The organism is Nitratireductor soli (assembly GCF_001050155.1).
GTDB classification, from domain to species: domain Bacteria; phylum Pseudomonadota; class Alphaproteobacteria; order Rhizobiales; family Rhizobiaceae; genus Nitratireductor; species Nitratireductor soli.
The window spans coordinates 179,935-201,568 of record NZ_LFVY01000002.1; the positions used below are offsets into that span (position 1 = coordinate 179,935).

21 protein-coding genes and 1 other RNA gene are annotated in these 21,634 nt (G+C 64.1%); 16 read left to right on the forward strand and 6 right to left on the reverse strand.

The features are described from left to right. Positions 1-14: 14 nt before the first annotated feature. From AB843_RS03275 to AB843_RS03285, 3 genes are all read right to left on the reverse strand, one after another. Positions 15-1,904: an extracellular solute-binding protein gene (locus AB843_RS03275; RefSeq protein WP_048645357.1), complete on the reverse strand. Its 1,890-nt coding sequence runs from the start codon at positions 1,902-1,904 to the stop codon at positions 15-17. After that, positions 1,901-3,784 (reverse strand): extracellular solute-binding protein, encoded by a 1,884-nt coding sequence (locus AB843_RS03280; protein WP_048645358.1) that lies wholly within the window; start codon positions 3,782-3,784, stop codon positions 1,901-1,903. The genes AB843_RS03275 and AB843_RS03280 overlap by 4 nt, the downstream gene beginning before the upstream one ends. 157 nt (positions 3,785-3,941) lie before the next feature. Further along, a complete protein-coding gene (locus AB843_RS03285; protein WP_048645359.1) occupies positions 3,942-4,631 on the reverse strand; it encodes a c-type cytochrome in 690 nt (229 codons plus the stop codon). 199 nt (positions 4,632-4,830) lie between these two features. Here AB843_RS03285 and AB843_RS03290 point away from each other — a divergent pair, with 199 nt between their 5' ends. Further along, positions 4,831-5,577, forward strand: a complete 747-nt coding sequence (locus AB843_RS03290; protein ID WP_048645360.1) for a 3-deoxy-manno-octulosonate cytidylyltransferase — start codon at positions 4,831-4,833, stop codon at positions 5,575-5,577. Positions 5,578-5,579: 2 nt separating this feature from the next. Continuing rightward, a complete protein-coding gene (locus tag AB843_RS03295; protein WP_048645361.1) occupies positions 5,580-6,449 on the forward strand; it encodes a prephenate dehydratase in 870 nt (289 codons plus the stop codon). Between the two features lie 85 nt (positions 6,450-6,534). Here AB843_RS03295 and nudC read toward each other — a convergent pair whose 3' ends face one another. Both nudC and AB843_RS03305 read right to left on the reverse strand, forming a co-directional pair. Then, a complete protein-coding gene (gene nudC / locus AB843_RS03300) occupies positions 6,535-7,482 on the reverse strand; it encodes an NAD(+) diphosphatase (RefSeq protein ID WP_087587025.1) in 948 nt (315 codons plus the stop codon). Between the two features lie 31 nt (positions 7,483-7,513). Beyond that, complete coding sequence (locus tag AB843_RS03305; protein ID WP_048645362.1) at positions 7,514-7,933, reverse strand: HIT family protein; 420 nt, start codon at positions 7,931-7,933, stop codon at positions 7,514-7,516. Positions 7,934-8,063: 130 nt separating this feature from the next. Here AB843_RS03305 and ffs point away from each other — a divergent pair. The 8 genes from ffs (at position 8,064) to AB843_RS24785 (ending at position 14,199) form a co-directional block, all read left to right on the forward strand. After that, an RNA gene (gene ffs / locus AB843_RS24780) (signal recognition particle sRNA small type) lies at positions 8,064-8,160 on the forward strand. A 106-nt stretch (positions 8,161-8,266) separates the two neighbouring features. Beyond that, a complete protein-coding gene (locus AB843_RS03310) occupies positions 8,267-10,108 on the forward strand; it encodes a DNA polymerase III subunit gamma/tau (protein WP_048645363.1) in 1,842 nt (613 codons plus the stop codon). Positions 10,109-10,125: 17 nt separating this feature from the next. Continuing rightward, positions 10,126-10,449: a YbaB/EbfC family nucleoid-associated protein gene (locus AB843_RS03315; RefSeq protein WP_048645364.1), complete on the forward strand. Its 324-nt coding sequence runs from the start codon at positions 10,126-10,128 to the stop codon at positions 10,447-10,449. 42 nt (positions 10,450-10,491) lie between these two features. Continuing rightward, the gene (locus tag AB843_RS03320) at positions 10,492-10,785 is read left to right on the forward strand and encodes a hypothetical protein (protein ID WP_048645365.1); all 294 of its coding nucleotides are present in this window, start codon (positions 10,492-10,494) and stop codon (positions 10,783-10,785) included. Next, positions 10,785-11,276: a PIN domain-containing protein gene (locus tag AB843_RS03325; RefSeq protein WP_157384411.1), complete on the forward strand. Its 492-nt coding sequence runs from the start codon at positions 10,785-10,787 to the stop codon at positions 11,274-11,276. Before AB843_RS03320 ends, AB843_RS03325 begins: the two co-directional genes overlap by 1 nt. A gap of 16 nt (positions 11,277-11,292) precedes the next feature. After that, the gene (gene recR, locus AB843_RS03330) at positions 11,293-11,898 is read left to right on the forward strand and encodes a recombination mediator RecR (protein ID WP_048645367.1); all 606 of its coding nucleotides are present in this window, start codon (positions 11,293-11,295) and stop codon (positions 11,896-11,898) included. 164 nt (positions 11,899-12,062) lie between these two features. Further along, the gene (locus tag AB843_RS03335) at positions 12,063-13,268 is read left to right on the forward strand and encodes a lytic murein transglycosylase (RefSeq protein ID WP_048645368.1); all 1,206 of its coding nucleotides are present in this window, start codon (positions 12,063-12,065) and stop codon (positions 13,266-13,268) included. A gap of 487 nt (positions 13,269-13,755) precedes the next feature. Then, entirely contained in the window at positions 13,756-14,199 is a 444-nt protein-coding gene (locus tag AB843_RS24785; protein WP_082143632.1) for a Kazal-type serine protease inhibitor family protein, read from the forward strand. 141 nt (positions 14,200-14,340) lie between these two features. Here AB843_RS24785 and AB843_RS03340 read toward each other — a convergent pair whose 3' ends face one another. Beyond that, positions 14,341-15,006: a GntR family transcriptional regulator gene (locus AB843_RS03340; RefSeq protein ID WP_048645369.1), complete on the reverse strand. Its 666-nt coding sequence runs from the start codon at positions 15,004-15,006 to the stop codon at positions 14,341-14,343. A 239-nt stretch (positions 15,007-15,245) separates the two neighbouring features. Between AB843_RS03340 and AB843_RS03345 the strand changes: the two genes are divergently transcribed. From AB843_RS03345 to AB843_RS25430, 6 genes are all read left to right on the forward strand, one after another. Next, the gene (locus AB843_RS03345) at positions 15,246-16,154 is read left to right on the forward strand and encodes a dihydrodipicolinate synthase family protein (RefSeq protein ID WP_048645370.1); all 909 of its coding nucleotides are present in this window, start codon (positions 15,246-15,248) and stop codon (positions 16,152-16,154) included. A gap of 106 nt (positions 16,155-16,260) precedes the next feature. Further along, positions 16,261-17,718 carry an aldehyde dehydrogenase family protein gene (locus tag AB843_RS03350; RefSeq protein ID WP_206412775.1) on the forward strand — a complete coding sequence of 486 codons (1,458 nt, stop codon included), beginning with the start codon at positions 16,261-16,263 and terminating at the stop codon, positions 17,716-17,718. 19 nt (positions 17,719-17,737) lie between these two features. Further along, on the forward strand, positions 17,738-18,997 hold the full coding sequence (locus tag AB843_RS03355; protein WP_048645371.1) for an NAD(P)/FAD-dependent oxidoreductase: 1,260 nt from the start codon (positions 17,738-17,740) through the stop codon (positions 18,995-18,997). A 9-nt stretch (positions 18,998-19,006) separates the two neighbouring features. Then, positions 19,007-20,008, forward strand: a complete 1,002-nt coding sequence (locus AB843_RS03360) for a 4-hydroxyproline epimerase (protein WP_048645372.1) — start codon at positions 19,007-19,009, stop codon at positions 20,006-20,008. A 9-nt stretch (positions 20,009-20,017) separates the two neighbouring features. Further along, on the forward strand, positions 20,018-21,124 hold the full coding sequence (locus tag AB843_RS03365) for a cis-3-hydroxy-L-proline dehydratase (protein WP_048645373.1): 1,107 nt from the start codon (positions 20,018-20,020) through the stop codon (positions 21,122-21,124). A 208-nt stretch (positions 21,125-21,332) separates the two neighbouring features. Further along, positions 21,333-21,545, forward strand: coding sequence for a hypothetical protein (locus AB843_RS25430; protein ID WP_157384412.1), 213 nt, complete (start codon positions 21,333-21,335; stop codon positions 21,543-21,545). Positions 21,546-21,634 lie beyond the last annotated feature (89 nt).

Below are 21,634 nucleotides of genomic sequence, written 5' to 3' on the forward strand. Positions count from 1 at the left end.
TGATCACGCGATCCTTATGCTTTGCCAATGGCCTTTGCCTTTTCCGCGTCATGCCACCACAAGGATTCCACGGGGAAGAAATAGTCGGGCTTGTTGTCGCTGTAGCCGAACATGTCCCAATGGGCGATGCGGTGATTCGCCGAGTGCCAATTTGGAATCCAGTCGCGCCGCGCGCGCAAGACCCTGTCGAGCACCTTCAGCGCCACCGTCAGTTCCTCGCGTGTGGTGGACCGGCCGGCAATGCCGATAAGCGCATCGACCACGGGATCGGCGGTTCCGGAGAAATTATAGGACCCCTCGACCCCCGCCGAGCGCGAATGGAACAGCTGCTCCAGCCCGTCGGCGTCCGGCGTCGGCACCATGCCGATCGCCATCGAGATCATGTCGAAGTCGAAACCGGCCTGCCGGCTCTGATATTGCGAGGCATCCACCAGCCGGATCGAGGCGTCGATGCCGATGGCGCGCAGATTCTCGGTGAAACTCGCATCGGTGCGCAGGAAAATCTCGTCCCGCACGAGATATTCGAGCGCAAAACGCGTGCCCTTCTCATTGTGCAGCACACCGTCGCGCGGCGTCCAGCCGGCTTCGGTCAGGAGGCGCCGCGCCTCGCGCAGCTTGGCGCGGTCGCGGCCCGAACCGTCGGAGACGGGCTGCATGACGGCTTCGCCGAACGCCGCTTCCGGCGCCTCGCCGCGAAACCGGTCGAGCAGCGCCTGTTCCTCGTCCGAGGGCAGGCCCTCGGCCATGTAGGGCGAGTTCTCGAAGAAGGAATGAGAGCGCGTATAGATGCCGTAGAAGAGATTGCGGTTGGTCCACTCGAAGTCGAAACAGAGGCTGATCGCCTCGCGCACCCGCGCGTCGCGGAACTGCTCCCGCCGCTGGTTGAGCACCAGGCCGTAGAGCTGCGGGCGCTTCTCATTGGGGATTTCCGTCTGCACGATGCGCCCGTCCTTGATCGCCGGGAAATCGTAGCCGGTCGCCCAGGTGCGCGAGGTGAACTCCTCGCGCCACAGCGTGTCGCCCTTCTTGAAGGCCTCGAATCCGGCATTGCGGTCGCGGTAGAAATCGATGCGGATGCGGTCGAAATGGTTGAAGCCGCGGGCGGGGCCCAGATCGCGCGCCCAATAGTCCTCGACCCGGTCGTATTCGATGTAGCGCCCGGCGGAAAATCGGCCGACCTTGTAGGGTCCTGAGCCCAGCAGCGGCACGAGGCGCGAACTGTCGAACCCGTTTTCCTCGATGAAACTCTTCGAGAAAACGGGATAGCTGGCCACGGTGAGGATGTTGCGTGGCGCCTGGCGGCCGGAAAAAGTCAGGCGCAGTCGGTGCGGCTCTTCCGCCACCGCTTCTTCCAGCTCCGTCAGCGCCAGGGCGAGTTGCGGATGACCCTTTTCCTTGATCAGCATGTAGGAGAAGGCGGCGTCTTCCGCCGTCAGCGGCGTGCCGTCGTGGAAGCGTGCCTCGGGCCTGAGCTTGAAGGTGAAGCTGTTGCGGTCTTCCGACACGGTCACGCTTTCGGCCAGCAGGCCGTAGAGGGCGTCCGGCTCGTCATAGGCGCGCGTCATCAGCGTGTCGAAGCAGAGTTCCATGCGCGGCGGGGCGTCACCCGTGCGCACGAAGGCGTTCAGCGTGTTGAAGGTCAGCACATTCTGGTTGAAATACCAGTAGCCGGGCTGGAAGTTGAACGTGCCGCCCTTCGGCGCCTCCGGGCTCGCATAGTCGAAATGACTGAAGCCCTCGGAGTATTTCAGGTCGCCGAAGGCGGAAAGGCCATGCAGCGGCACGCCGGCCGGTATGTTGGCGAGACCCGCGCCGGGAAACAGCGGCAGGGCAAGCGCCGCGCCGGCCGCCGCAATGAATTCGCGCCGCGAGAGGCCGCTCGCGGAAGGCGTCGGTCCCGTCAATTCTGGCTCCGATACTTGGCGGCCAGCGCTTTTTCACGCTCGGGATCGATCCACCAGGAATCGAGATCGACGCCGGCATATTCCGGCTGCTTCTCGGGCATGCCGAACTTGTTCCAGTAAGCGATGCGCACATAGGAGGCGTGCCATTGCGGCACCCAGTAGTAGTTCCACAGCAGCACCCGGTCGAGCGCCTTGCTGGCGGCAACCAGCTCCTCGCGGTCGCCGGCATAGATGATCTTCTCCACCAGCGCGTCGACAATCGGGTCCTTGACGCCGGCAAGGTTGCGCGAGCCGGGAATGTCGGCAGCCTGCGATCCCCAGTATTCGCGCTGTTCGTTGCCCGGCGAAAGCGAATTGACGAAGATGCTGGCCACCGCGTCATAGTCGAAATTGCGGATGCGGTTGACATATTGCGAGGGGTCGATGATGCGCAGCGAGGTGTCGATGCCGATCTTTCGCAAGGCGGCGATGTAGGGTCCGGTGGTAATCTCGTCGGTCGGGCTGTTGCCCAGGATTTCCATGCGGAACTGCTTGCCGGTGTCGTCATTGACCATCCGGCCGCCCTTGATGCTCCAGCCGGCTTCGGCGAACAGCTTGATCGCCTCGCGCAGATATTGGCGCTCTGCCTGCGGGTTGTCGTAAACCGGCAGCTTGAACTCTTCGGTGAAAACTTCCGGCGGCAGCTTGTCGCGAAACGCTTCGAGAACCTCCAGTTCCCGCCCTTCGGGAAGGCCGCTGGAGGCGAGTTCCGATCCCTCGAAGTAGCTGTCCGTGCGGGTGTAGCTGCCATAGAACAGCGTGCGGTTCATGTCCTCGAAATTGAAGGCGAGCGTCAGCGCCTCGCGCACGCGGCGATCCTCGAACTGCGGCCGCCTGACGTTCAGGACGAAGCCCTGCATCGGCTCGGCGCCGCCGGTCGGAAACTCGTGCTTGATCACATCGCCGGCCACGAAGGCCGGAAAATTGTACTCGGTCGCCCAGCGGCGGGCGCGATTTTCGACGCGGATATCCTGCAGACCACCCTTGGTAAAGGCGAGCCAGGCGGCATTGTCGTCCTGGATGTAGGTGTAGCGCTTGCGATCGATGTTGTTGCGGCCGACATTCACCGCCAGGTCCGCGCCCCAGTAGTCCTCGACGCGTTTCCAGACGATCTCCGAGCCTGGCCTGAAACTCTCGATCTTGTAGGGGCCGCTGCCCAGCGGCCGTTCCAGTGTCGGCTGGGTGAAGTCGCGCTTCTTGCCGCTGGCGTCCGTTCCCTCCCACCAGTGTTTCGGCAGCACCGGCAGATCGCCCATGATGTGGAACAGTTCCTTGTTGCCCTTCTGGTCGAAGCGGAATTCCACTTCGCGCTCCGACAGGGCGACGGCCTCGGTCACGCTGGAGAAATAGCGCGTGTGCTGCGCGCTGTGCTCTTTCAGCATGTTCAGCGACCAGACCACATCCTCCGCTGTGATCGGCGTGCCGTCGTGCCAGCGCGCCTTGGGATTGATGCGATAGGTGGCTGACGAATAATCGTCCGGATATTTGAGAGCCTCGGCTATGAGCGGGTGGCTGGCGCCCGGCTCGGCCACCGATTGCTGCATCAGCGTGTCCCACAGGAACCCGCCGAAATAGTTCAGTCCGGCGGCGGACGTGCCGCGCACGATGAACGGATTGAAGCTGTCGAACGTGCCGAGCGCGACGGAATTCAATGTGCCGCCCTTGGGCGCGTTCGGATTGACGTAATCATAGCGTTCGAAGGGAGGCGCGCTCTCCAGCTCCGGGTCGATCAGAGAGGTGCTCGTCAGCCATTCATCCTCGGCATTGGCGGGGCCGCCGGCGGAGAGAAGCACCGCAGCGATAAACACCGCCATTGTTGCTGTTGCGCCGATTCCCCTCATCGTCAAAACTCCTCGCATCGTTCTTGTGTTCCCGATCGGAAGGTAGACCATCACCCGTGCAAGGCAAGTGGCCTTCCAATTCCAGCCTCTCCCGAACTTGCCATTAAAAAAGCCGGGTGAACCCGGCTTTTTCAAGTTTAGCGACATTAAATTTTTGTTAGTTGGCGGTGCCTTGGCCTTCCGGCGCAGGGCTCTCTTCTGCCGGAGCTTCCTGGGCGGGAGCTTCCTCAGCAGGTGCTTCTTCGGATGCGCCGCCTTCGGCAGGCGCCGCAGCAGCATCGCTGCCACCCTCGGCGCTGGCTTCCGGCAGCGCCGCCGGGGTGGCGGCATGCTGGCGCAGGAAGGCGATGAGGTTCGCACGGTCGTCGATCTTCTTCAGGCCGGCAAACGCCATCGCCGTGCCCGGCATGAAGCCCTTCGGGCTGATCAGGAAGTGATCGAGGTTTTCATAGGTCCACAGCTTGCTGCCGCCTTCGGAGAATTCCTTCATGCTGGCCGAATAGCTGAAACCCTCATGGCTGGCGATCGGCCGGTCGACGATCTCCCAAAGATTTGGGCCGACCTTGTTGGCGCCGCCGTCATCGACGGTGTGACAGGCCTGGCAGCGCTTGAAGATGGCCTCGCCCTTGCTCGCATCGGCGGACGCCAGAAGGGGGGCGATCGATTCGGGCGCGGCTTCTTCCTGCGCGCCGCCATGTCCCGCGTCCTCGGCGACCTCTATGGCGTAGCCGGGCGTTGCCGGCGCCGGCGCGCTGAAGATCGCGTCCGAGAGGAGGCTGACCGAGAAGATGACGAAAACCGCGCCAAGCAGCGCGCCGAGGATCTTGTTGAGTTCGAAAGAGTTCATTCGCCCTGAGGCTCCCTGTTCCGGACGCACGCGGCGGCGTGGAAACCATGGTCCCCCGCGCTCGTGTCCCCCGCGCTCGGCCGATGCCGGTAAAATCGCGCGGAAACTAGGTCTTTTGCTCGGCGCTTGCAACACATATAAGGCACTTCCAAGTGAGACTTTTTGCCACTTTTGCTTTTCTCAACGGTGCCCCGCCATCATGCCCACCTTGATCATAATCCCCGCGCGCATGGCGTCCACCCGTCTGCCGGGCAAGCCGCTTGCCGATATCGCCGGCCGTCCGATGATCGTTCACGTGGCGGAGCGGGCGCGTGAAAGCGCTGTAGGGCGGGTGGTGGTGGCCACCGATTCGCCACAGGTGGCCGCTGCCGTGCGTGCCGCCGGCTTCGAGGCCGTGATGACGCGCGATGACCATCAATCGGGTTCCGACCGCATCTTCGAAGCGCTCGGCAAGCTGGATCCGAATGGCGCCTGTGACACGATCATCAACCTGCAGGGCGATTTGCCGACCATTCCGCCGGGCGACATCGGCGCCGTTCTGGGGCCGCTCGAGAACCCCACCGTCGATATCGCCACGCTCGGCGTGGAAATCACCCACGAGGCGGAGAAGACCAATCCGAACGTTGTGAAGATCGTCGGTGCGCCCGGCGCGGACCGGCCGACCCGGCTGCGCGCGCTCTATTTCACCCGCGCCACGGCTCCATGGGGCGAGGGGCCGCTTTATCATCATGTCGGCATTTATGCTTATCGCCGCACCGCGCTGACGCGTTTTGTCAATTTGCGGCCTTCGCCGCTGGAAAAGCGCGAAAGCCTAGAGCAATTGCGCGCGCTCGAAGCCGGTATGCGCATCGATGCCGAGATCGTCGGCTCGGTGCCGCTCGGCGTCGATACGCCCGACGACCTGCAGCGCGCCCGCAAGTTTCTTTCAGCCACCACGGACCTTTGAAAATGGCAGCCAAGACCAACAAGATTTCCTTCCAGGGCGAACCCGGAGCCAATTCCGACACGGCCTGCCGCAACATGTTTCCCGACATGGAGCCGCTGCCGTGCCCGACCTTCGAGGATGCCTTCAACGCCGTTGAGACCGGCAAGGCCGATCTGGCGATGATCCCGATCGAAAACACCATCGCCGGCCGCGTTGCAGACATCCACCATCTGCTGCCGCAATCGAAGCTGCACATCGTCGGCGAGTATTTCCTGCCGATCCATTTCCAGCTCATGGTGCTGCCGGGCGTCAGGACGGAGGAGATCAAGACCGTCTACAGCCATATCCACGCGCTCGGCCAGTGCCGCAAGATCATCCGCAAGCATCGCTGGAAGGGCACGGTCGCCGGCGATACGGCCGGCGCCGCCCGCCTCGTCGCGGAAATCGGCGACCGCTCCAACGCGGCGCTGGCACCGCTGCTGGCTGCCGATCTCTATGGCCTCGACATCGCCATGGAGAATGTCGAGGACACGGACAACAACGTCACCCGCTTCGTCGTCCTGTCGAAGGAGAAGAGCTGGGCGCGGCGCAAGACGCCGGACCAGACGATGATGACCACCTTCATCTTCCGTGTGCGCAACGTGCCTGCCGCTCTCTACAAGGCGATGGGCGGCTTCGCGACCAACGGCGTCAACATGACCAAGCTGGAAAGCTATCAGCTCGGCGGCAAGTTCTTCTCGACCCTGTTTTATGCCGATATCGAGGGGCACCCGGACGACCGCAACGTCGCGCTGGCGCTGGAGGAGTTGGGTTTCTTCTCGCGCGAGGTGCGCATCCTGGGCGTCTACGAAGGCCACCCCTTCCGCGCCCTGCAGAGCGAGGATGAGGATTGATCCCTATAGCAGTTTGCAGTCAGGTGGAATCACCTGATGTCCGCATAAATACGGAAAAACAATGAGATAGACAGGTTCCGCGTTTCTATGAAACGCTGGACGCCCAGTCGCGGATGAGGATGTTGGCGATGGCTCCGCCGGGCGGCACGCGGTAGCCTTCGGGATGCTTGTCCTCCAGCATCAAGCGCACCTCGGCGCGCGAGAACCAGCGGCATTCCTCCAGCTCGTTCTCGTCGATGACGATCGCCGTGCTCGTCGCCTCTGCGTAGCAGCCGATCATCAGCGTGTAGGGAAACGGCCAGGGCTGGCTGGCATGATAGGCGACCTGGCCGATGGCGATGCTCGATTCTTCGGCAATCTCCCGCCGCACCGCCGCCTCGATCGTCTCGCCCGGCTCGACGAAACCGGCCAGGCATGAGACGGCGCCGGGCGCGAAATGCGGCCCGCGGCCGAGCAGGCACGTGTCGCCTCTGAGCGCCAGCATGATGACGACCGGGTCTGTGCGGGGAAAATGCTCGCGCCCGCAGGCTCTGCAGACGCGTTTGTAGCCGCCGGCACGCATTTCGGTCTCGCCGCCGCAGCGGCCGCAGAAGCGGTGGTTCTGATGCCAGGCGACAAGGGCTGCCCCCTGAGCCAGCGCGCCAAGCGCGGTGCGGTCGATCAGGTCCTGAATGTAGACCGAGCGGTAATCGATGGCCTTGATGCCCTTGGGCAGCGCCTCCGGGTCGATGTCCGAGGAAACCGCCAGCACCGGCGCACCGCCTTCGTGGCCGAGCAGGACCGCCTCGCCGAAACGGACCGCGAGCGCTTCAGCGTCATGGCGGGAGAAATACGGGTTGAATGCGTCCTCGCCTTCGATGCGCAGGCAGATGCGGCCTTCGCCAAGCACGAGCAGCCGTGCGTCGAGACATTCAAGTGCCCGCACCGCCGCGTCGTCGGCGCGCGTTTCGGCCTGCCGATCGATCAGGTTGCCGGAGAACGCAACGCGCAGGCTGGCCTCGGCCCGAGGCTCATCAAGGGGAAAAGCGATCATCGATGAAGAGGGTTCCGTTGTGCCGCCATGATCATAGTTTCGCGCGTATGGTTTCGGCAAGCTGGTGCAGATCCTCACGCCGGTAGGGCTCGCGTAAGCCATGGCCCCAGACCGGACCGGGCCAGCCGGCGTCGCCCTCGTTGCGGGCCACCACATGAATGTGCAGTTGCCGCACCACATTGCCGAGCGCCGCGCAATTGATCTTCGTGCAGCCTGTCGTGTCCTTCAGCGCCTGCGAGACCATGTTGGTCTCGAAGCTGACCATCGCCTGGTCGAGCGGCGTCAGATCATGGATTTCCTCCGCGCCGGGCCGTTGCGGGATGAGCAGCAGCCACGGCCAGCGACGGTCGTCGCGAATGCGCAATTCGCACAGGCCGAGCCACATGACGTGCAGGCTCTCGGCCTCCAGCCGCGGGTCGAGCTCGAATCCTGGCTTGTCGCCCGGCAGCATGGCATCCCTCTTGGTCTTTCCACAAAAGCTAGAGGGCTGCGACCGCCCCTGCAAGCGATTGATTGCGTGGACCAGGGAAAGCGCATCTCCTCCCTTGCATTTGCCGCCAGGATTGCCGATATGGGAACCGGGAGGTTGGTGGTGGACGAGCCACTCGCCAACCGGGTCAGGTCCGGAAGGAAGCAGCCCTAACGAGCCAGGCACGGGTCGCCGTGCCAGCCTCCCGCCTTGCCATCCGGTTTGTCCATTTTGTCCATTTTGTCCATTGACGGCCAATGTACTCCAAGTGGACATTGGACAAGCACAGGACAGCGAACGGAGCGCAGCGACCCAATGACCGAGGCCGGCAGCAAAGCAAGCGACAAGGCCGGCGGCGCCTACCGGGTTCTGGCACGCAAATACCGTCCCAGCGATTTTTCGACCCTGATCGGCCAGGAGCCGATGGTCCGCACGCTGACCAATGCGTTCGCCGCGGGCCGCATCGCCCAGGCATGGATGCTGACCGGCGTGCGCGGGGTCGGCAAGACGACCACAGCGCGCATCCTGGCGCGCGCGCTGAACTACAAGACCGACGCGATCGACCAGCCGACGGTGGAGCTTTCGCAGGAGGGCGAGCACTGCCGCGCCATCCTCGAAGGCCGCCATGTCGATGTCATCGAGATGGACGCGGCCTCGCACACCGGCATCGACGACATCCGCGAGATCATCGAGCAGGTGCGCTACGCCCCGGTCTCGGCGCGCTACAAGGTCTACATCATCGACGAGGTCCACATGCTCTCCAACCAGGCCTTCAACGGCCTGTTGAAGACGCTCGAGGAACCGCCGCCGCATGTGAAGTTCATCTTCGCCACCACCGAGATCCGCAAGGTGCCGATCACCATCCTGTCGCGCTGCCAGCGTTTCGACCTGCGCCGCATCGATGCCGCCGTTATCAAGACGGACCTGGCGCGCATCGGCGGGCTGGAAGATGTCGAGGCCGAGGACGATGCGCTGGCGATGATCGCCCGGGCCGCCGAAGGCTCGATGCGCGACGCACAGTCGATCTTCGACCAGGCGATCGCCCATTCGTCCGGCAAGGTGACGGCCGGCACCGTGCGCGACATGCTGGGGCTGGCCGACCGCTCGCGCGTCATCGACCTGTTCGAGCACCTGATGAAGGGCGACGTGGCGGCCGCGCTGGCCGAGTTCCGCGCGCAATACGATGTCGGCGCCGATCCGGCGACGGTGCTCAACGACCTGGCCGAGTTCAACCATCTGGTGACCCGGCTGCGCTTCGTGCCCGAAGCCGGCGAGGACGCAGCACTTTCCGAAGACGAACGCGTGCGCGGGCTTGAGTTTTCCAGAGCGCTTTCCGTTCGCGTCCTGTCGCGCGCCTGGCAGATGCTGCTGAAGGGCATCCAGGAAGTGCAGTCGTCTGGCCGGCCGATGGCCGCCGGCGAAATGGTGCTGATCCGCATCGCCCACGCGGCCAATCTGCCGACGCTCGACGAGGCGCTGAAGACGATCGAAGACCGGCCTGCCGGTAGCGGCAACGGGCATTCGTCCGGCCCCGCGCCGTCCGCCCCGGTTGGCAATGGCGGGGGCAACGGGGGAAGCCATGGCGGCGATGCCGCGATGACCGGCGCCGTCTCCGCGCAGCGCATGCCGGTATCGGGCGGCGGACAGGCCATGCGGCTCGTCCAGCCGGCCTTTGCCGAGGAGGAAGCGCCCGCGCCGATCCCGCCCACAATGCAGGAGCAGCCGGCCGACACGATGCCGCTCGCCTCGTTGCAGGACATTGCCGATTTGGCCGACGCCAACCGGGACATGGCCTTCAAGGTTCTGTTCAGGCGCTATGTGCGGCTCGTGCAGATCGAGCCGGGGCGGCTTTCGCTCAATCTGGCCGAAGGCGCGCCGAAGACCCTGCTCGGCGACCTGACCAGCCGGCTGAAGGACTGGACCGGCCGCCGCTGGATCGTTTCGCTGTCGAGCGAACAGGGCGACCCTACCCTTTCGGAGGAAGAGGAGGGCCGCCGGCAGAGCGTCATGGCCGACGCCAGGGCCGATCCCGCGGTGGCGGCGATCCTGCAGAAGTTCCCCGGCGCGCGCATCATCGACGTGCGCATTCCCGACGCTGCAGTGGAAGACACCGAACCGGTTGCCGAACTGGAACCGGACGAAGACGACGATTTCTGAGAAGATTGGAGACCACCATGCGCGATCTCATGGGCCTGATGGGCAAGGCAAAGGAAATGCAGGCCAAGTTCCAGGCAATGCAGGAAGAAATTGCCCAGATGGAAGCCGAGGGCCAGGCCGCCGGCGGCGCCGTCAAGGTGATCCTGTCGGGCAAGTTCGAAATGAAGAAGCTCGACATCGATCCCTCGCTCTTCAAGGAGGACGATGTGGAGATCCTGGAAGACCTGATTCTCGCCGCCCACAATGACGCCAAGGCCAAGGTCGAGGCGATCATGCAGCAGAAGACCCAGGAGATGACGGCCGGCCTGCCGATTCCGCCGGGCATGAAATTGCCGTTCTAGAATGAAATATGCTATCATTCTTATTATGAGCGAGAAGCCGTCATGGAAATGAAGCAGGCCGTTGTTGAGGCCAAAACAGTTATACTTGATCTCTACGCCGATGAAGGTATCGACGAAATCGGATTGGAAGAGGTTGAGTTTGATCCGGCAGAAGCTATTTGGAACATCACCATAGGATTTCGGCGCCCATGGTCTCGATCCGCTCGTTCGGAGAGTAAGTTTGTCAGTGCGATGTTCTCTTCATACGGCGAACGTTGGTACAAGACAGTCCGGATTTCTGATGTAGATCGAAAGTTATTGTCTGTTAAGGATCGTATCCTTAAGGACGCTGCTTAGTGTTGCCGCTGTTGCGCGGTCGAAAACTACTTGTAGATTCGAATTTGCTGGTGCTGTTGTGTGTGGGAAATGCTGGGGAGAATTATATTTCCAGCCACAAGCGGCTCAGGGCATTCGACGTGACGGACTTCGAATTGCTCCAGAAGATCGTGAGAGATGCAGCACAGCTATCAATACTGCCGAACATCGCTACCGAAACGTCAAATTTGATCAGGCATTTCGCTTTGCCGGTCCGGGATCGCTTCTCTGAAGTTTTGAAACGGATGACTTTAGAGTTTTTTGAGTTCTCCGTGCCCAGCAGGAGCGCGGTCGAACAGCCGGATTACGCCCGGTTGGGGTTGACGGATGCTGCAATCCTTAAGGCTTTGGAGAGAGAAAGGGACTTGATGCTGATAACCTCAGATCTTGGTCTGTACCTGGCTGCGATGCAGAGGGATTTCGATGCGGTGAATTTCAATCACCTCAAAGAACAACGACCGGATTTAAGTTGAGGGCCTTTAGCGGCTAATGTCCAAATCCATCGCCGGCCCTGAAATCGAACGCCTGATCCAGCTCCTGGCTCGCGTGCCCGGGCTCGGACCCCGCTCGGCACGCCGTGCGGCGCTGCATCTGATCAAGAAGAAGGAGCAGCTTTTCGCGCCGCTGTCCGCCGCCATGGCCGAGGCGCTCGACCGGGTGCGCATCTGCTCAAATTGCGGCAATGTCGACACCAGCGATCCCTGCACCATCTGCACCGACCCGCGCCGAGAGGACACCACGCTGATCGTCGTCGAGGATGTCGCCGATTTGTGGGCGCTCGAACGCGCCGCGGCGATGAACGCGCGCTATCACGTGCTCGGCGGCACGCTGTCGCCGCTCGACGGCGTCGGGCCCGACGATCTGAACATCAAGGGTCTGGTGAGCCGCGTTGCCGCCGGCGGGATTACCGAACTGATCCTGGCGGTCAACGCGACGGTCGAGGGGCAGACGACGGCGCACTACATCACCGACCAGGTGTCCGGTCTCGGCGTCAAGGTGACCCGGCTTGCCCATGGCGTTCCGGTGGGTGGGGAACTCGACTATCTCGACGAGGGGACGCTGTCGGCCGCGCTCAGATCGCGCACGACGTTTTAGAGCGCCGTGCGTCCATTTGGACGCTACACAAGGACGCTCTGAAATTTTGAATCTACGCATCGGCTTTCCGAAAATCGATTCCGATCTTCGGGCCGATGCGATAGGGCGCACCGCCGCGCCTTTGAGGGAGATACGCCGTGAAGCCGTCGCAACTTTTCCGTGTGATGTTTGTCTTGATCGCCAGCGTGATCGCCGGCGCCGCGGCGGCGCAATCCGTCGACCGGCAGTTCCAGACATGGCTCACCAACGATCTCTGGCCCGAGGCGCAGCGGCGCGGGATTTCGCCGGCGACGTTCAAGGCCGCCTTCGCCGGCGTCACGCCGAACCTGAAACTGCCCGATCTGATCCTGCCGGGCGAAAGCAAGCCGCGCGGCTCGGCCCAGCATCAGGCGGAATTCCGCGCGCCGGCCGCCTACTTCCAGCACATTGGCGGGGTGGTCTCGGGCGGCCGCGCACGGGCCGGTAGGCTGGATGGCGTGCTTGGCGCCATCGAACGGCGCTATGGCGTGTCGCGTGGCATCCTGCTGGCCATCTGGGGTCGTGAATCGGGTTTCGGCAGCGCCAGGATCCCCTACGATGCGTTCGAGGTTCTGGGCACCAAGGCATTTCTCGCCACCCGCAAGGAGATGTTCCGCCAGGAGGTTCTGGCGGCGCTGGAAATGGTCGAGAAGCGTGGCGTCGGTCCGCGTGCCATGCGCTCTTCATGGGCCGGCGCCATGGGCCAGCCGCAATTCATGCCGACCTCCTATCTGAAGTATGCCGTCGATGGCGATGGCGACGGGCGTGCCGACATCTGGAACTCGGAAGCCGACACGCTGGCCTCGATCGCCAACTATCTGGTCCAGCATGGCTGGGTGAAGGGCCGCGATTGGGGGTTCGAGGTGACGGTGCCCGACAGCGTGTCCTGCGCGCTCGAAGGACCGGATCGCGGCCGGCGGATCGCCGACTGGCAGGCGCTCGGCATTCGCCGCATCGGCGGCAAGGCGTTTCCCGCCCATGAGCTGCGCGGTGAGGGCTTCTTGATGATGCCCGCCGGACGTTACGGCCCGGCTTTCATCGTCACGCCGAATTTCTACCGGCTGAAGGACTACAATGAGAGCGACCTCTACGCGCTGTTCGTCGGCCATGCGGGCGACCGCATCATGTATGGCAATGCCGAATTCGCCGGCGCCTGGCAGCGCGTGTCCGGTTTCGACCGTGCCGATGTGGCCGCCCTGCAGCGCGGGCTGGAGCGTCTAGGCCACGATGTCGGCGGCGCCGACGGCCTGGCCGGGTTCAAGACCCGTCGCTCGATCGGCGCCTGGCAGGAAAAGAATGGTGGACGAGCGACCTGCTTTCCAGAAATTGACACAATGAACAACCTTAGGTAGTGCCGTTGCTTGAAGCGGGGGCTTGAGTCGCGCGCTGCGCGGCTGGCTTGAGGAAGAACCATGTTCTCAAAACACTCGTTGCGGTCTCTGTTTTGCGGAGCCCTGCTCGTCCCGTTGACCCTGTCGCTTGCCGGATGTGCCAATCCATGGTCGCGGGCGCCTTCGGCGGCGCCGTTGCCGCCGGCGACGCTTGGTCAGCTCGGCGATCCCAGTTGCGATGGAAAGGGACCGATCGACGCCAATTGCATGCCTGCTTCCCAATAGCCGGTTGCGCGGCCGCGCATCGGCTTCGGGCAAAGGCGTTTTGCCACTGTGCGGATGCTTGTCGGGTCCTGTCGGGGCACAATGAATGGGTAGCCGGCGAATTATATCGACGAAACGGGCCGCTCGGGTCGCGCAATTGGCTGGCGACAGGTGAAAAATAGGATAATCTCCCTCTCGGGATGAAAAGGCGGGATGCCGCCATGATTTGAGAGAGGGTTTTCCTGTGCTTGTTTCGACCTTGTTGTCTCGCCTCGGCGCGCTGTTTGCCGCCGCGGTGATCTTGGCCAGTTGTACGGTGGTGGTGGACGAAGGGCCCGACCGACCACGTCCGCCGCGTCCCGATCGTCCGCAGATGTGCACCCAGCAATACGCGCCGGTCTGCGCCCGCGACGGTCGCCGGGAGCACACCTTCCCGAATGCCTGTACGGCGCGCGCCTCGGGAGCCCGCATCCTGCACCCCGGCCAATGCCGGGCGCAGTCGGATCGTCCGGATCGGCCCGGCCGTCCGGATCGTCCAGGCCGCCCGGACCGGCCTGAGAGGCCGCAATTCTGCACGCGCGAGTACAGCCCGGTCTGTGCGCGCCGCGGCGGCAGTGTGCGCACCTTCGGCAATGCCTGCACGGCGCGCGCCGAGGGCTATCGCGTGATGCGCCCCGGCACCTGCTGAGCGGCTTGTGCCGATCGGCTATGGCATTTGAACTGCCAGGTGGAATCACCTGACGTCCGCATAAATGCGAAGGGCAATGAGATAGACCGGTTCAGCGTTTCCATGAAACGCTGACCTTAGGCGTCGAATGAAGGCGGCGCGTCAGCGCCGCCTTTTCTCCAGGAAGGCGATCAGCGACCGGCTGGCGTCGAGAATATGGGCGCGGGTGAGGCTGGCGGCCTCGTCCGCGTCGCCGCGCGCGCAGGCGTCGAAGATCGCCTGGTGCTCATGTCGCGCCTGGCGCATGCCGTCGGTCAGCGTCAGCTGGGCCCGCAGGTAGCGGTCCACCCGGTCGAGCGACGAGTGGACGATTTGCAGATGGTAGGGGCGTTCGGCCGCCGCATAGAGACTGTAGTGGAAATTGCGGTTGATCGTCCCCCACAGCGATGGGTCGGCTTCCCCGGCAAAATCCTCCAGATGGCCACGCGCCTCGCTGAGCCGAGCCGCGTCGAGGCGTGGCACCGCCAGGCGGATCATCTCACTTTCGATGAGGGCGCGGAACTCGAAGATTTCCTCCACTTCCATTGTCGAAAGTTCGGCCACCACCGTGCCCTTGTAGCGCTCGTTCGTCACCAGCCCATCCTGCTCGAGCCGCTTCAGCGCCTCGCGCACGGGAATGCGGCTGGTGTTGAACATCTGGGCGATGCGATCCTGGCGCAGATGCTCGCCACCGGCCAGCGCGCCTTCGACGATCGCCTTGCGCAACGCCTCGAAAACCAGATCGGCCGCCGAGGCGGATTGTCTGACGTCGACTGTCTCGAGTTTCATTGCATTCCACCTTCGTGCGTCGCCTGTCAAAGCCGCCTGTTAACGCAAATCGCGTTCAGGCGAAATCGTCTGAAGCGCTTCCTTGCTTCATTTTGGCTATTGTATATTGGATCCAATTCAAGTTAAAGAGAAAACCGGATGGCGCGGATCCCGGCTCCGGAAACCGTGGTTTGCGCTTATGTTCGCTGCAGCGATCCCGGCATGGATCGCCGCGAGAGTTCCGGAGAGGAGTTTCGACCATGTGGAACGGTGTTTTCCCGGCGGTGACGACCAAGTTCACCCACAATGACGACCTCGATCACAACGAGATGGCGCGCTGCTTCGCCCTGCAGATGGACGCCGGCTGCGATGGCTTGATCGTCTGCGGCTCGCTGGGTGAGGGATCCATGCTGTCGCAGGAGGAGCGCCTTCAGGTGCTGAAGACGGCGCGCTCCGTCGCCGCCGGCAAGCCGGTCCTGATGACCGTTTCGGAAGCTGCGACGCGCGATGCGGCGGCCATGGCGCAGAAGGCCGCCAAGGCGGGCGCCGATGGCTTGATGGTCGTGCCGAGCCCGATCTACCACACCAATCCCGAAGAGACGGCCGCGACGCTTGGCGCTGTCGCGGCGGCCGGCGACCTGCCGGTGATGATCTATTCGAACCGCGTCGCCTACCGCGTTGACGTGACCATCGACATCATGGAGAAGCTGGCCGGCGACAAGCGCTTCGTCGCGGTCAAGGAATCCTCCGACGACATTCGCCGCACGACCGAGCTGCTCAGTCATTTCGGCGACCGTTTCGATGTGTTCACCGGCGTCGACAACCTGGCGCTCGAGGCGCTGGCCATGGGCGCGGTCGGCTGGGTGGCCGGCCTGGTCGTCGCTTTCCCGCGCGAAACCGTGGCGATCTATCGCCTGGCCAGGGCCGGACGCGTGGACGAGGCGCGTGCCATCTATCGCTGGTTCCGTCCGATGCTCGACCTCGATGTCTCCACCTATCTGGTGCAGAACATCAAGCTGGCCGAGGCGCTGGAGATCAACACCAATGAGCGCGTACGCATGCCGCGCATGCCGCTGTCGGGCGACAACCGCAAACGGGCGGAGGCGATCATTCGCCACGCCATCGCCACGCGCCCGGCCCTGCCGGACGTGACCAGGCTCGCCGCCTGAGCTTCATGCGCAAACGGCAGGCCAGCATGACGAAGCATCGCATGACTGGCCGGTCGTCCTGCGCTACGACAAGCTGCAAATCCAAACAAGCGGGAGTGTTCGACAGATGGCGTCAGGCGAAACGGGTTCGATGCGGTTCGACAATTACATGGAAGGCGAATGGATCGGCGGCGACAGCCGGGTCGAGAACGTCAACCCTTCCGACACGCGTGACGTGATCGGCCAGGCGGCGCGCTCCGGTGCGGCCGACCTGGACCGCGCCATCGACGCCGCCCATGCGGCGGCGCCAGGCTGGGCGTCGTCGACGCCGCAGCAGCGTTTCGACATACTCGACGCGGTGGGCACGGAAATCCTCGCCCGCAAGGACGAGCTTGGCCGCCTCCTGTCGCGCGAGGAAGGCAAGACGCTGGCCGAGGGCATCGGCGAGGCGATGCGCGCCGGCCAGATCTTCAAGTTCTTCGCCGGCGAGGCGGTCCGACTGCCCGGCGAGCGCCTGTCGTCGATACGGCCCGGCGTCGAGGTCGACATGCGCCGCGAGCCGGTCGGCGTCATCGGCCTGATCACCCCATGGAACTTTCCGATCGCCATTCCCGCCTGGAAGGTGGCGCCGGCGCTGGCCTATGGCAACACGGTGGTGCTGAAGCCCGCCGAACTGGTGCCGGGCTGCGCCTGGGCGCTGGCCGAAATCCTGTCGCGCTCGGGCCTGCCCCGCGGCGTGTTCAACCTCGTCGGCGGGCGCGGCTCGGAACTCGGCCCACGCATGATCGAGAATCCGAAGGTCAGGGCCATCTCCTTCACCGGCTCCGTGCCGACCGGGCGCGGCATTGCCGCTGCCTGCGGCCAGCACCTGAAGAAGGTACAGCTCGAAATGGGCGGCAAGAACCCGCTCGTCGTGCTCGACGACGCCGATCTCGATGTGGCCGTCGGCGCGGCGCTGAACGGCGCGTTCTTCTCCACCGGCCAGCGCTGCACGGCGTCCAGCCGCCTGGTGGTGGGAGAGAACATCCACGACCGCTTTGTGTCCGCATTGACGGAAAAGCTGCAGGCGCTGGTGGTTGGCGACGCGCTCGACCCGAAGACGCAAATGGGCCCGGTGGTCGATGAGAAGCAGCTTGAGCAGAACCTCGCCTATGTCGAGATCGCCGGACAGGAGGGCGGCAAGCTGGCTTTCGGCGGCGATCGGTTGACGCTGGACAAGCCGGGCTTCTACATGGCGCCGGCTCTGTTCACCGAGACGGCGAACGACATGCGCATCAACCGCGAGGAAGTCTTCGGCCCGGTGGCGAGCGTCGTGCGGGTCAAGGATTATGACGAGGCGCTGGCGGTGGCCAACGACACCGAGTTCGGCCTCTCATCGGGCATCTGCACCACCTCGCTGAAACATGCCAGCGACTTCAAGGCGAAATCGCAGGCGGGCATGGTGATGGTCAATCTGCCGACCGCGGGCGTCGATTACAACGTGCCGTTCGGCGGCACGAAGGCGTCGAGCTTCGGCTCGCGCGAGCAGGGACGCTACGCCGTCGAATTCTACACGACGGTCAAGACCGCCTACACCCAGCCTTGAGAATGATGGAGGGATGAGGATGGCCAAGGCCGGGGCGGAGGATCAGGTCGATGTCGCCATCGTCGGCGGCGGCATTATCGGCATCGCCTGCGCCTTTCGCCTGGCGGCTGCCGGGCGGCAGGTCGTCCTGATCGAGCGCGATGAGCCGGCAAACGCGGCCAGCCGTGGCAATGCCGGCGCCTTCGCCTTTCCGGCCATCCAGCCGCTCGCCTCGCCGGGCATCCTGCTCAAGGCGCCGAAATGGCTGGTCGACCCGCTCGGTCCGCTGGCCATCCCGCCGGCCGAGTTCGCCGCCGTGCTGCCCTGGCTCCTGCGTTTCTTCCGCGCATCCATGTCCGGCCGCGTGGAGGCGAGCACCGCTGCGCTGGCCGCGCTCAACCGCCTGTCGGAACGCGAGACGGCCGCGCTGGTCTACGAGGCCGGCATCGGCGGCATGGTGCGCGCCGACGGGGCCTTGGAACTCTATGAGAGCGAGGCCGAATGGCGCGCCTCGCTGCCCGGCTGGCAGCGCTGCGAGGCCGCCGGCATCACGGTGGAGCATGTGGCGGACGACCGGCTTGCCGAGTTGCAGCCCGGACTTTCGCCGCGCCTGGTCCGCGGCGTTTTCCTGCCGCAATGGCAGACCGTCAGCGATCCGCGCGACTATGCGCTGGCGCTGCTCAGGGCTGCCGAGGCGCACGGCGCGCGGGTGCTGCAGGGAGCCGTCACGCGGCTCGCGCCGCAGAATGGTGGCGTCGAACTGGTTCTGGAAGACGGGAAGGCGCTGCGTGCCGGCCATGTGGTGCTCGCCGCCGGCCCCTGGTCGAAGACCCTGGCCGCTTCGCTGGGCGACCGCATGCCGGTGACGCCGGAGCGCGGCTACAACACCACCTTGCCGCCCGGCGCGTTCGACCTGAAGCGGCAGCTCATCTTCGCCGCGCATGGCTTTGTCGTCACGCCGCTCGACACCGGCATCCGCGTCGGCGGGGCCTCGGAACTGGCGCGCTTCGAGGCGCCGGTGAACTTCAAGCGGGCGCGCCACATGCTCGACAAGGCAGCCGCCTTCATGCCCGGCCTGAAACGCGAGGGCGGCATCGAATGGATGGGGTCGCGCCCCTCCATGCCCGATTCCCTGCCGGTGATCGGCCGCGCCCCGGCCAGCCCGCGCATTGTCTATGCCTTCGGTCACGGACATCTGGGCCTGACGCAGTCGGCCGCCACGGCGCGACTGGTCGGCGATCTGGTACTCGGGCAGGCGCCGTCGATCGACATCGGTCCATTCCGGCCCGACCGGTTCTGAGAGGAAAAAATGGCGGTCAGCACCTTCACCTGCATTGATGGACATACCTGCGGCAACCCGGTGCGCGTGGTGGCCGGCGGCGGACCGTTGCTCGACGGCGCCACCATGCTCGAGCGGCGGGCGCATTTCATCGCCGAATACGATTGGATCCGCACGGGCCTGATGTTCGAGCCGCGCGGCCACGACATGATGTCGGGTTCGATCCTGTATCCGCCGACGCGCGACGATTGCGATGTCGGCGTCCTGTTCATCGAGACCTCGGGCTGCCTGCCCATGTGCGGCCACGGCACGATCGGCACGATCACCATCGGCATCGAGAACGGGCTGATCCGTCCGCGTGAGAACGGCGTCGTCCGCCTCGACACGCCAGCCGGCCTGGTGATCGCCGCGTATGAGCAGAAGGACCGTTTCGTCGAGAAGGTGCGGCTGACCAACGTGCCGTCCTTCCTGCACGCGCGCGGCCTGAAAGCAGATGTGCCGGGGCTCGGCGAACTGACGGTCGACATCGCCTATGGCGGCAATTTCTACGCCATCGTCGAACCGCAGGAGGCCTTCCGCGACATGGCCGATCATACGGCCGGCGACCTCATCGGCTGGAGCCGCGCACTGCGCGAAATCCTCAACGCGCAGCACGAAATCGTCCATCCCGAGAAGCCGGACATTCGCGGCCTGCGCCACATTCTGTGGACCGGCGCGCCGACGAAGCCGCAAGCGCATGCGCGCAACGCGGTCTTCTATGGCGAGAAGGCCATCGACCGCTCGCCCTGCGGCACGGGCACTTCGGCGCGCATGGCGCAATGGCATGCGCTCGGCCGGCTGAAGGCGGGTGACGAATTCGTCCACGAAAGCATCATCGGCTCGCTGTTCGAGGGCCGTGTCGAGGACGAGACCGAGGTCGGCGGCAAGCCGGCCATCATCCCGTCCGTTGCCGGCTGGGCGCGAGTGACCGGGTTCAACACGATTCAAATAGACGACCGCGATCCCTACGCGCACGGCTTCGTTGTGGTCTGAGGAGCAGCAATGAAGATCACCGCCATCCGCATCCATCAGGTCGACCTCCCCTTGAAGGAGGGGCGCTACTCCTGGTCGAACGGCAATTTCGTCGAGGTGTTCGATTCCACCGTCATCGCCATCGAGACCGATGGCGGGTTTGTCGGCTATGCCGAATGCTGCCCGCTGGGTTCCGCCTATCTGCCCTCCTATGCGCGCGGCGTGCGCGCCGGCATGGAGGAAGTGGCGCCGAAGCTGATCGGCCTCGACCCGACCAATCTCGGCGCGGTCAACCGGGCCATGGACGCGGCGCTGAACGGGCATCCCTATGTCAAGGCGCCGCTCGACATCGCCTGCTGGGATCTGCTCGGCAAGGTCGCTGGCCTGCCGCTGGTCACGCTGCTCGGCGGCAAGGCGCAGGACGAAGTGCGCCTCTACCGCGCCATCTCGCAGGAAGCGCCCGAGCTGATGGCCAGGAAGATAGCCGGCTACAAAGATGAGGGATACACCAAGTTCCAGCTCAAGGTGGGCGGCGATGCCGACGACGACATCGCCCGCATCCGCGCCTGTCGCGACATCCTCGACGACACGGACATCCTGGTGGCCGATGCCAACACCGGCTGGACGCGGCATGAGGCGGCGCGGGTCGTCGACGCTGTTGCCGACCTTGACGTCTATATCGAGCAACCCTGCCCGACTTACGAGGAATGCCTGTCGATCCGCCGTCGGACGGTAAAGCCTTTCGTCATGGACGAGAACATCACCGGTCTCGACATGCTGGTGCGCGGGCTGGCCGACGACGCCTTCGACGTCATCAACCTGAAGATATCCAAGGTCGGCGGGCTGACCAAGGCGCGCACCATGCGTGACGTCTGCGTGGCGCACGGCATCCCGATGACCATCGAGGACACTTGGGGCGGCGACATCGTCACGGCGGCGATCGCCCATCTGGCCCAGGCGACGCCGGCCGATTTCGTCTTCTCGGCGACGGATTTCAACTCCTACGGCACGAAGACCATCGCCGCCAACGCGCCGCGCCGCGTCAATGGCGGCATGACGGCGCCCACGGGACCGGGCCTCGGCATCGAACCGGATTTCGACGCATTGGGCGCGCCGGTCCTGTCGTTTGGCCGCTGAACCGGGCTAAAGCATTTTGCAGTCAGGTGGAATCACCCGACGTCCGCATAAATGCGGAAAAACAACAGATAGAGCGGGGCAGCGTTTCCATGAAACGATGAACCGGTCTGATTGATTAGAATTTTAGGAAAAATTTACCATACCGGCAGTTCGTGGCCACTGTCGGAACGTTTTTGCTGCTCACGATTTAATATCACGAGTGAAATTCGTGAGCGAGAGCAATGAGATGCCGAAACAGGACAACAGAGACGGGCGGTTAGCTGGCGCCGATGTCGCACGTCATATCGGTCAGCGTCTGGGCAGTCCCGAAAATGTCCGCCGCTTACGGGCATTGCCGCAGTTTTCCGTCGAGCGGGATATGCCCGATCAGCTTCAGAAACTGCTTGGAGCGCTGGACCGGGCCGAGAAACGCGCACCCTGACGGCACGGGTCCGTCAGTTTTCAAACCGTCTCAAGGATGCGAAAAGAGGCCGGGGCGCCAGGCGCTCTCCGACCTCTTTCGTCAAATCT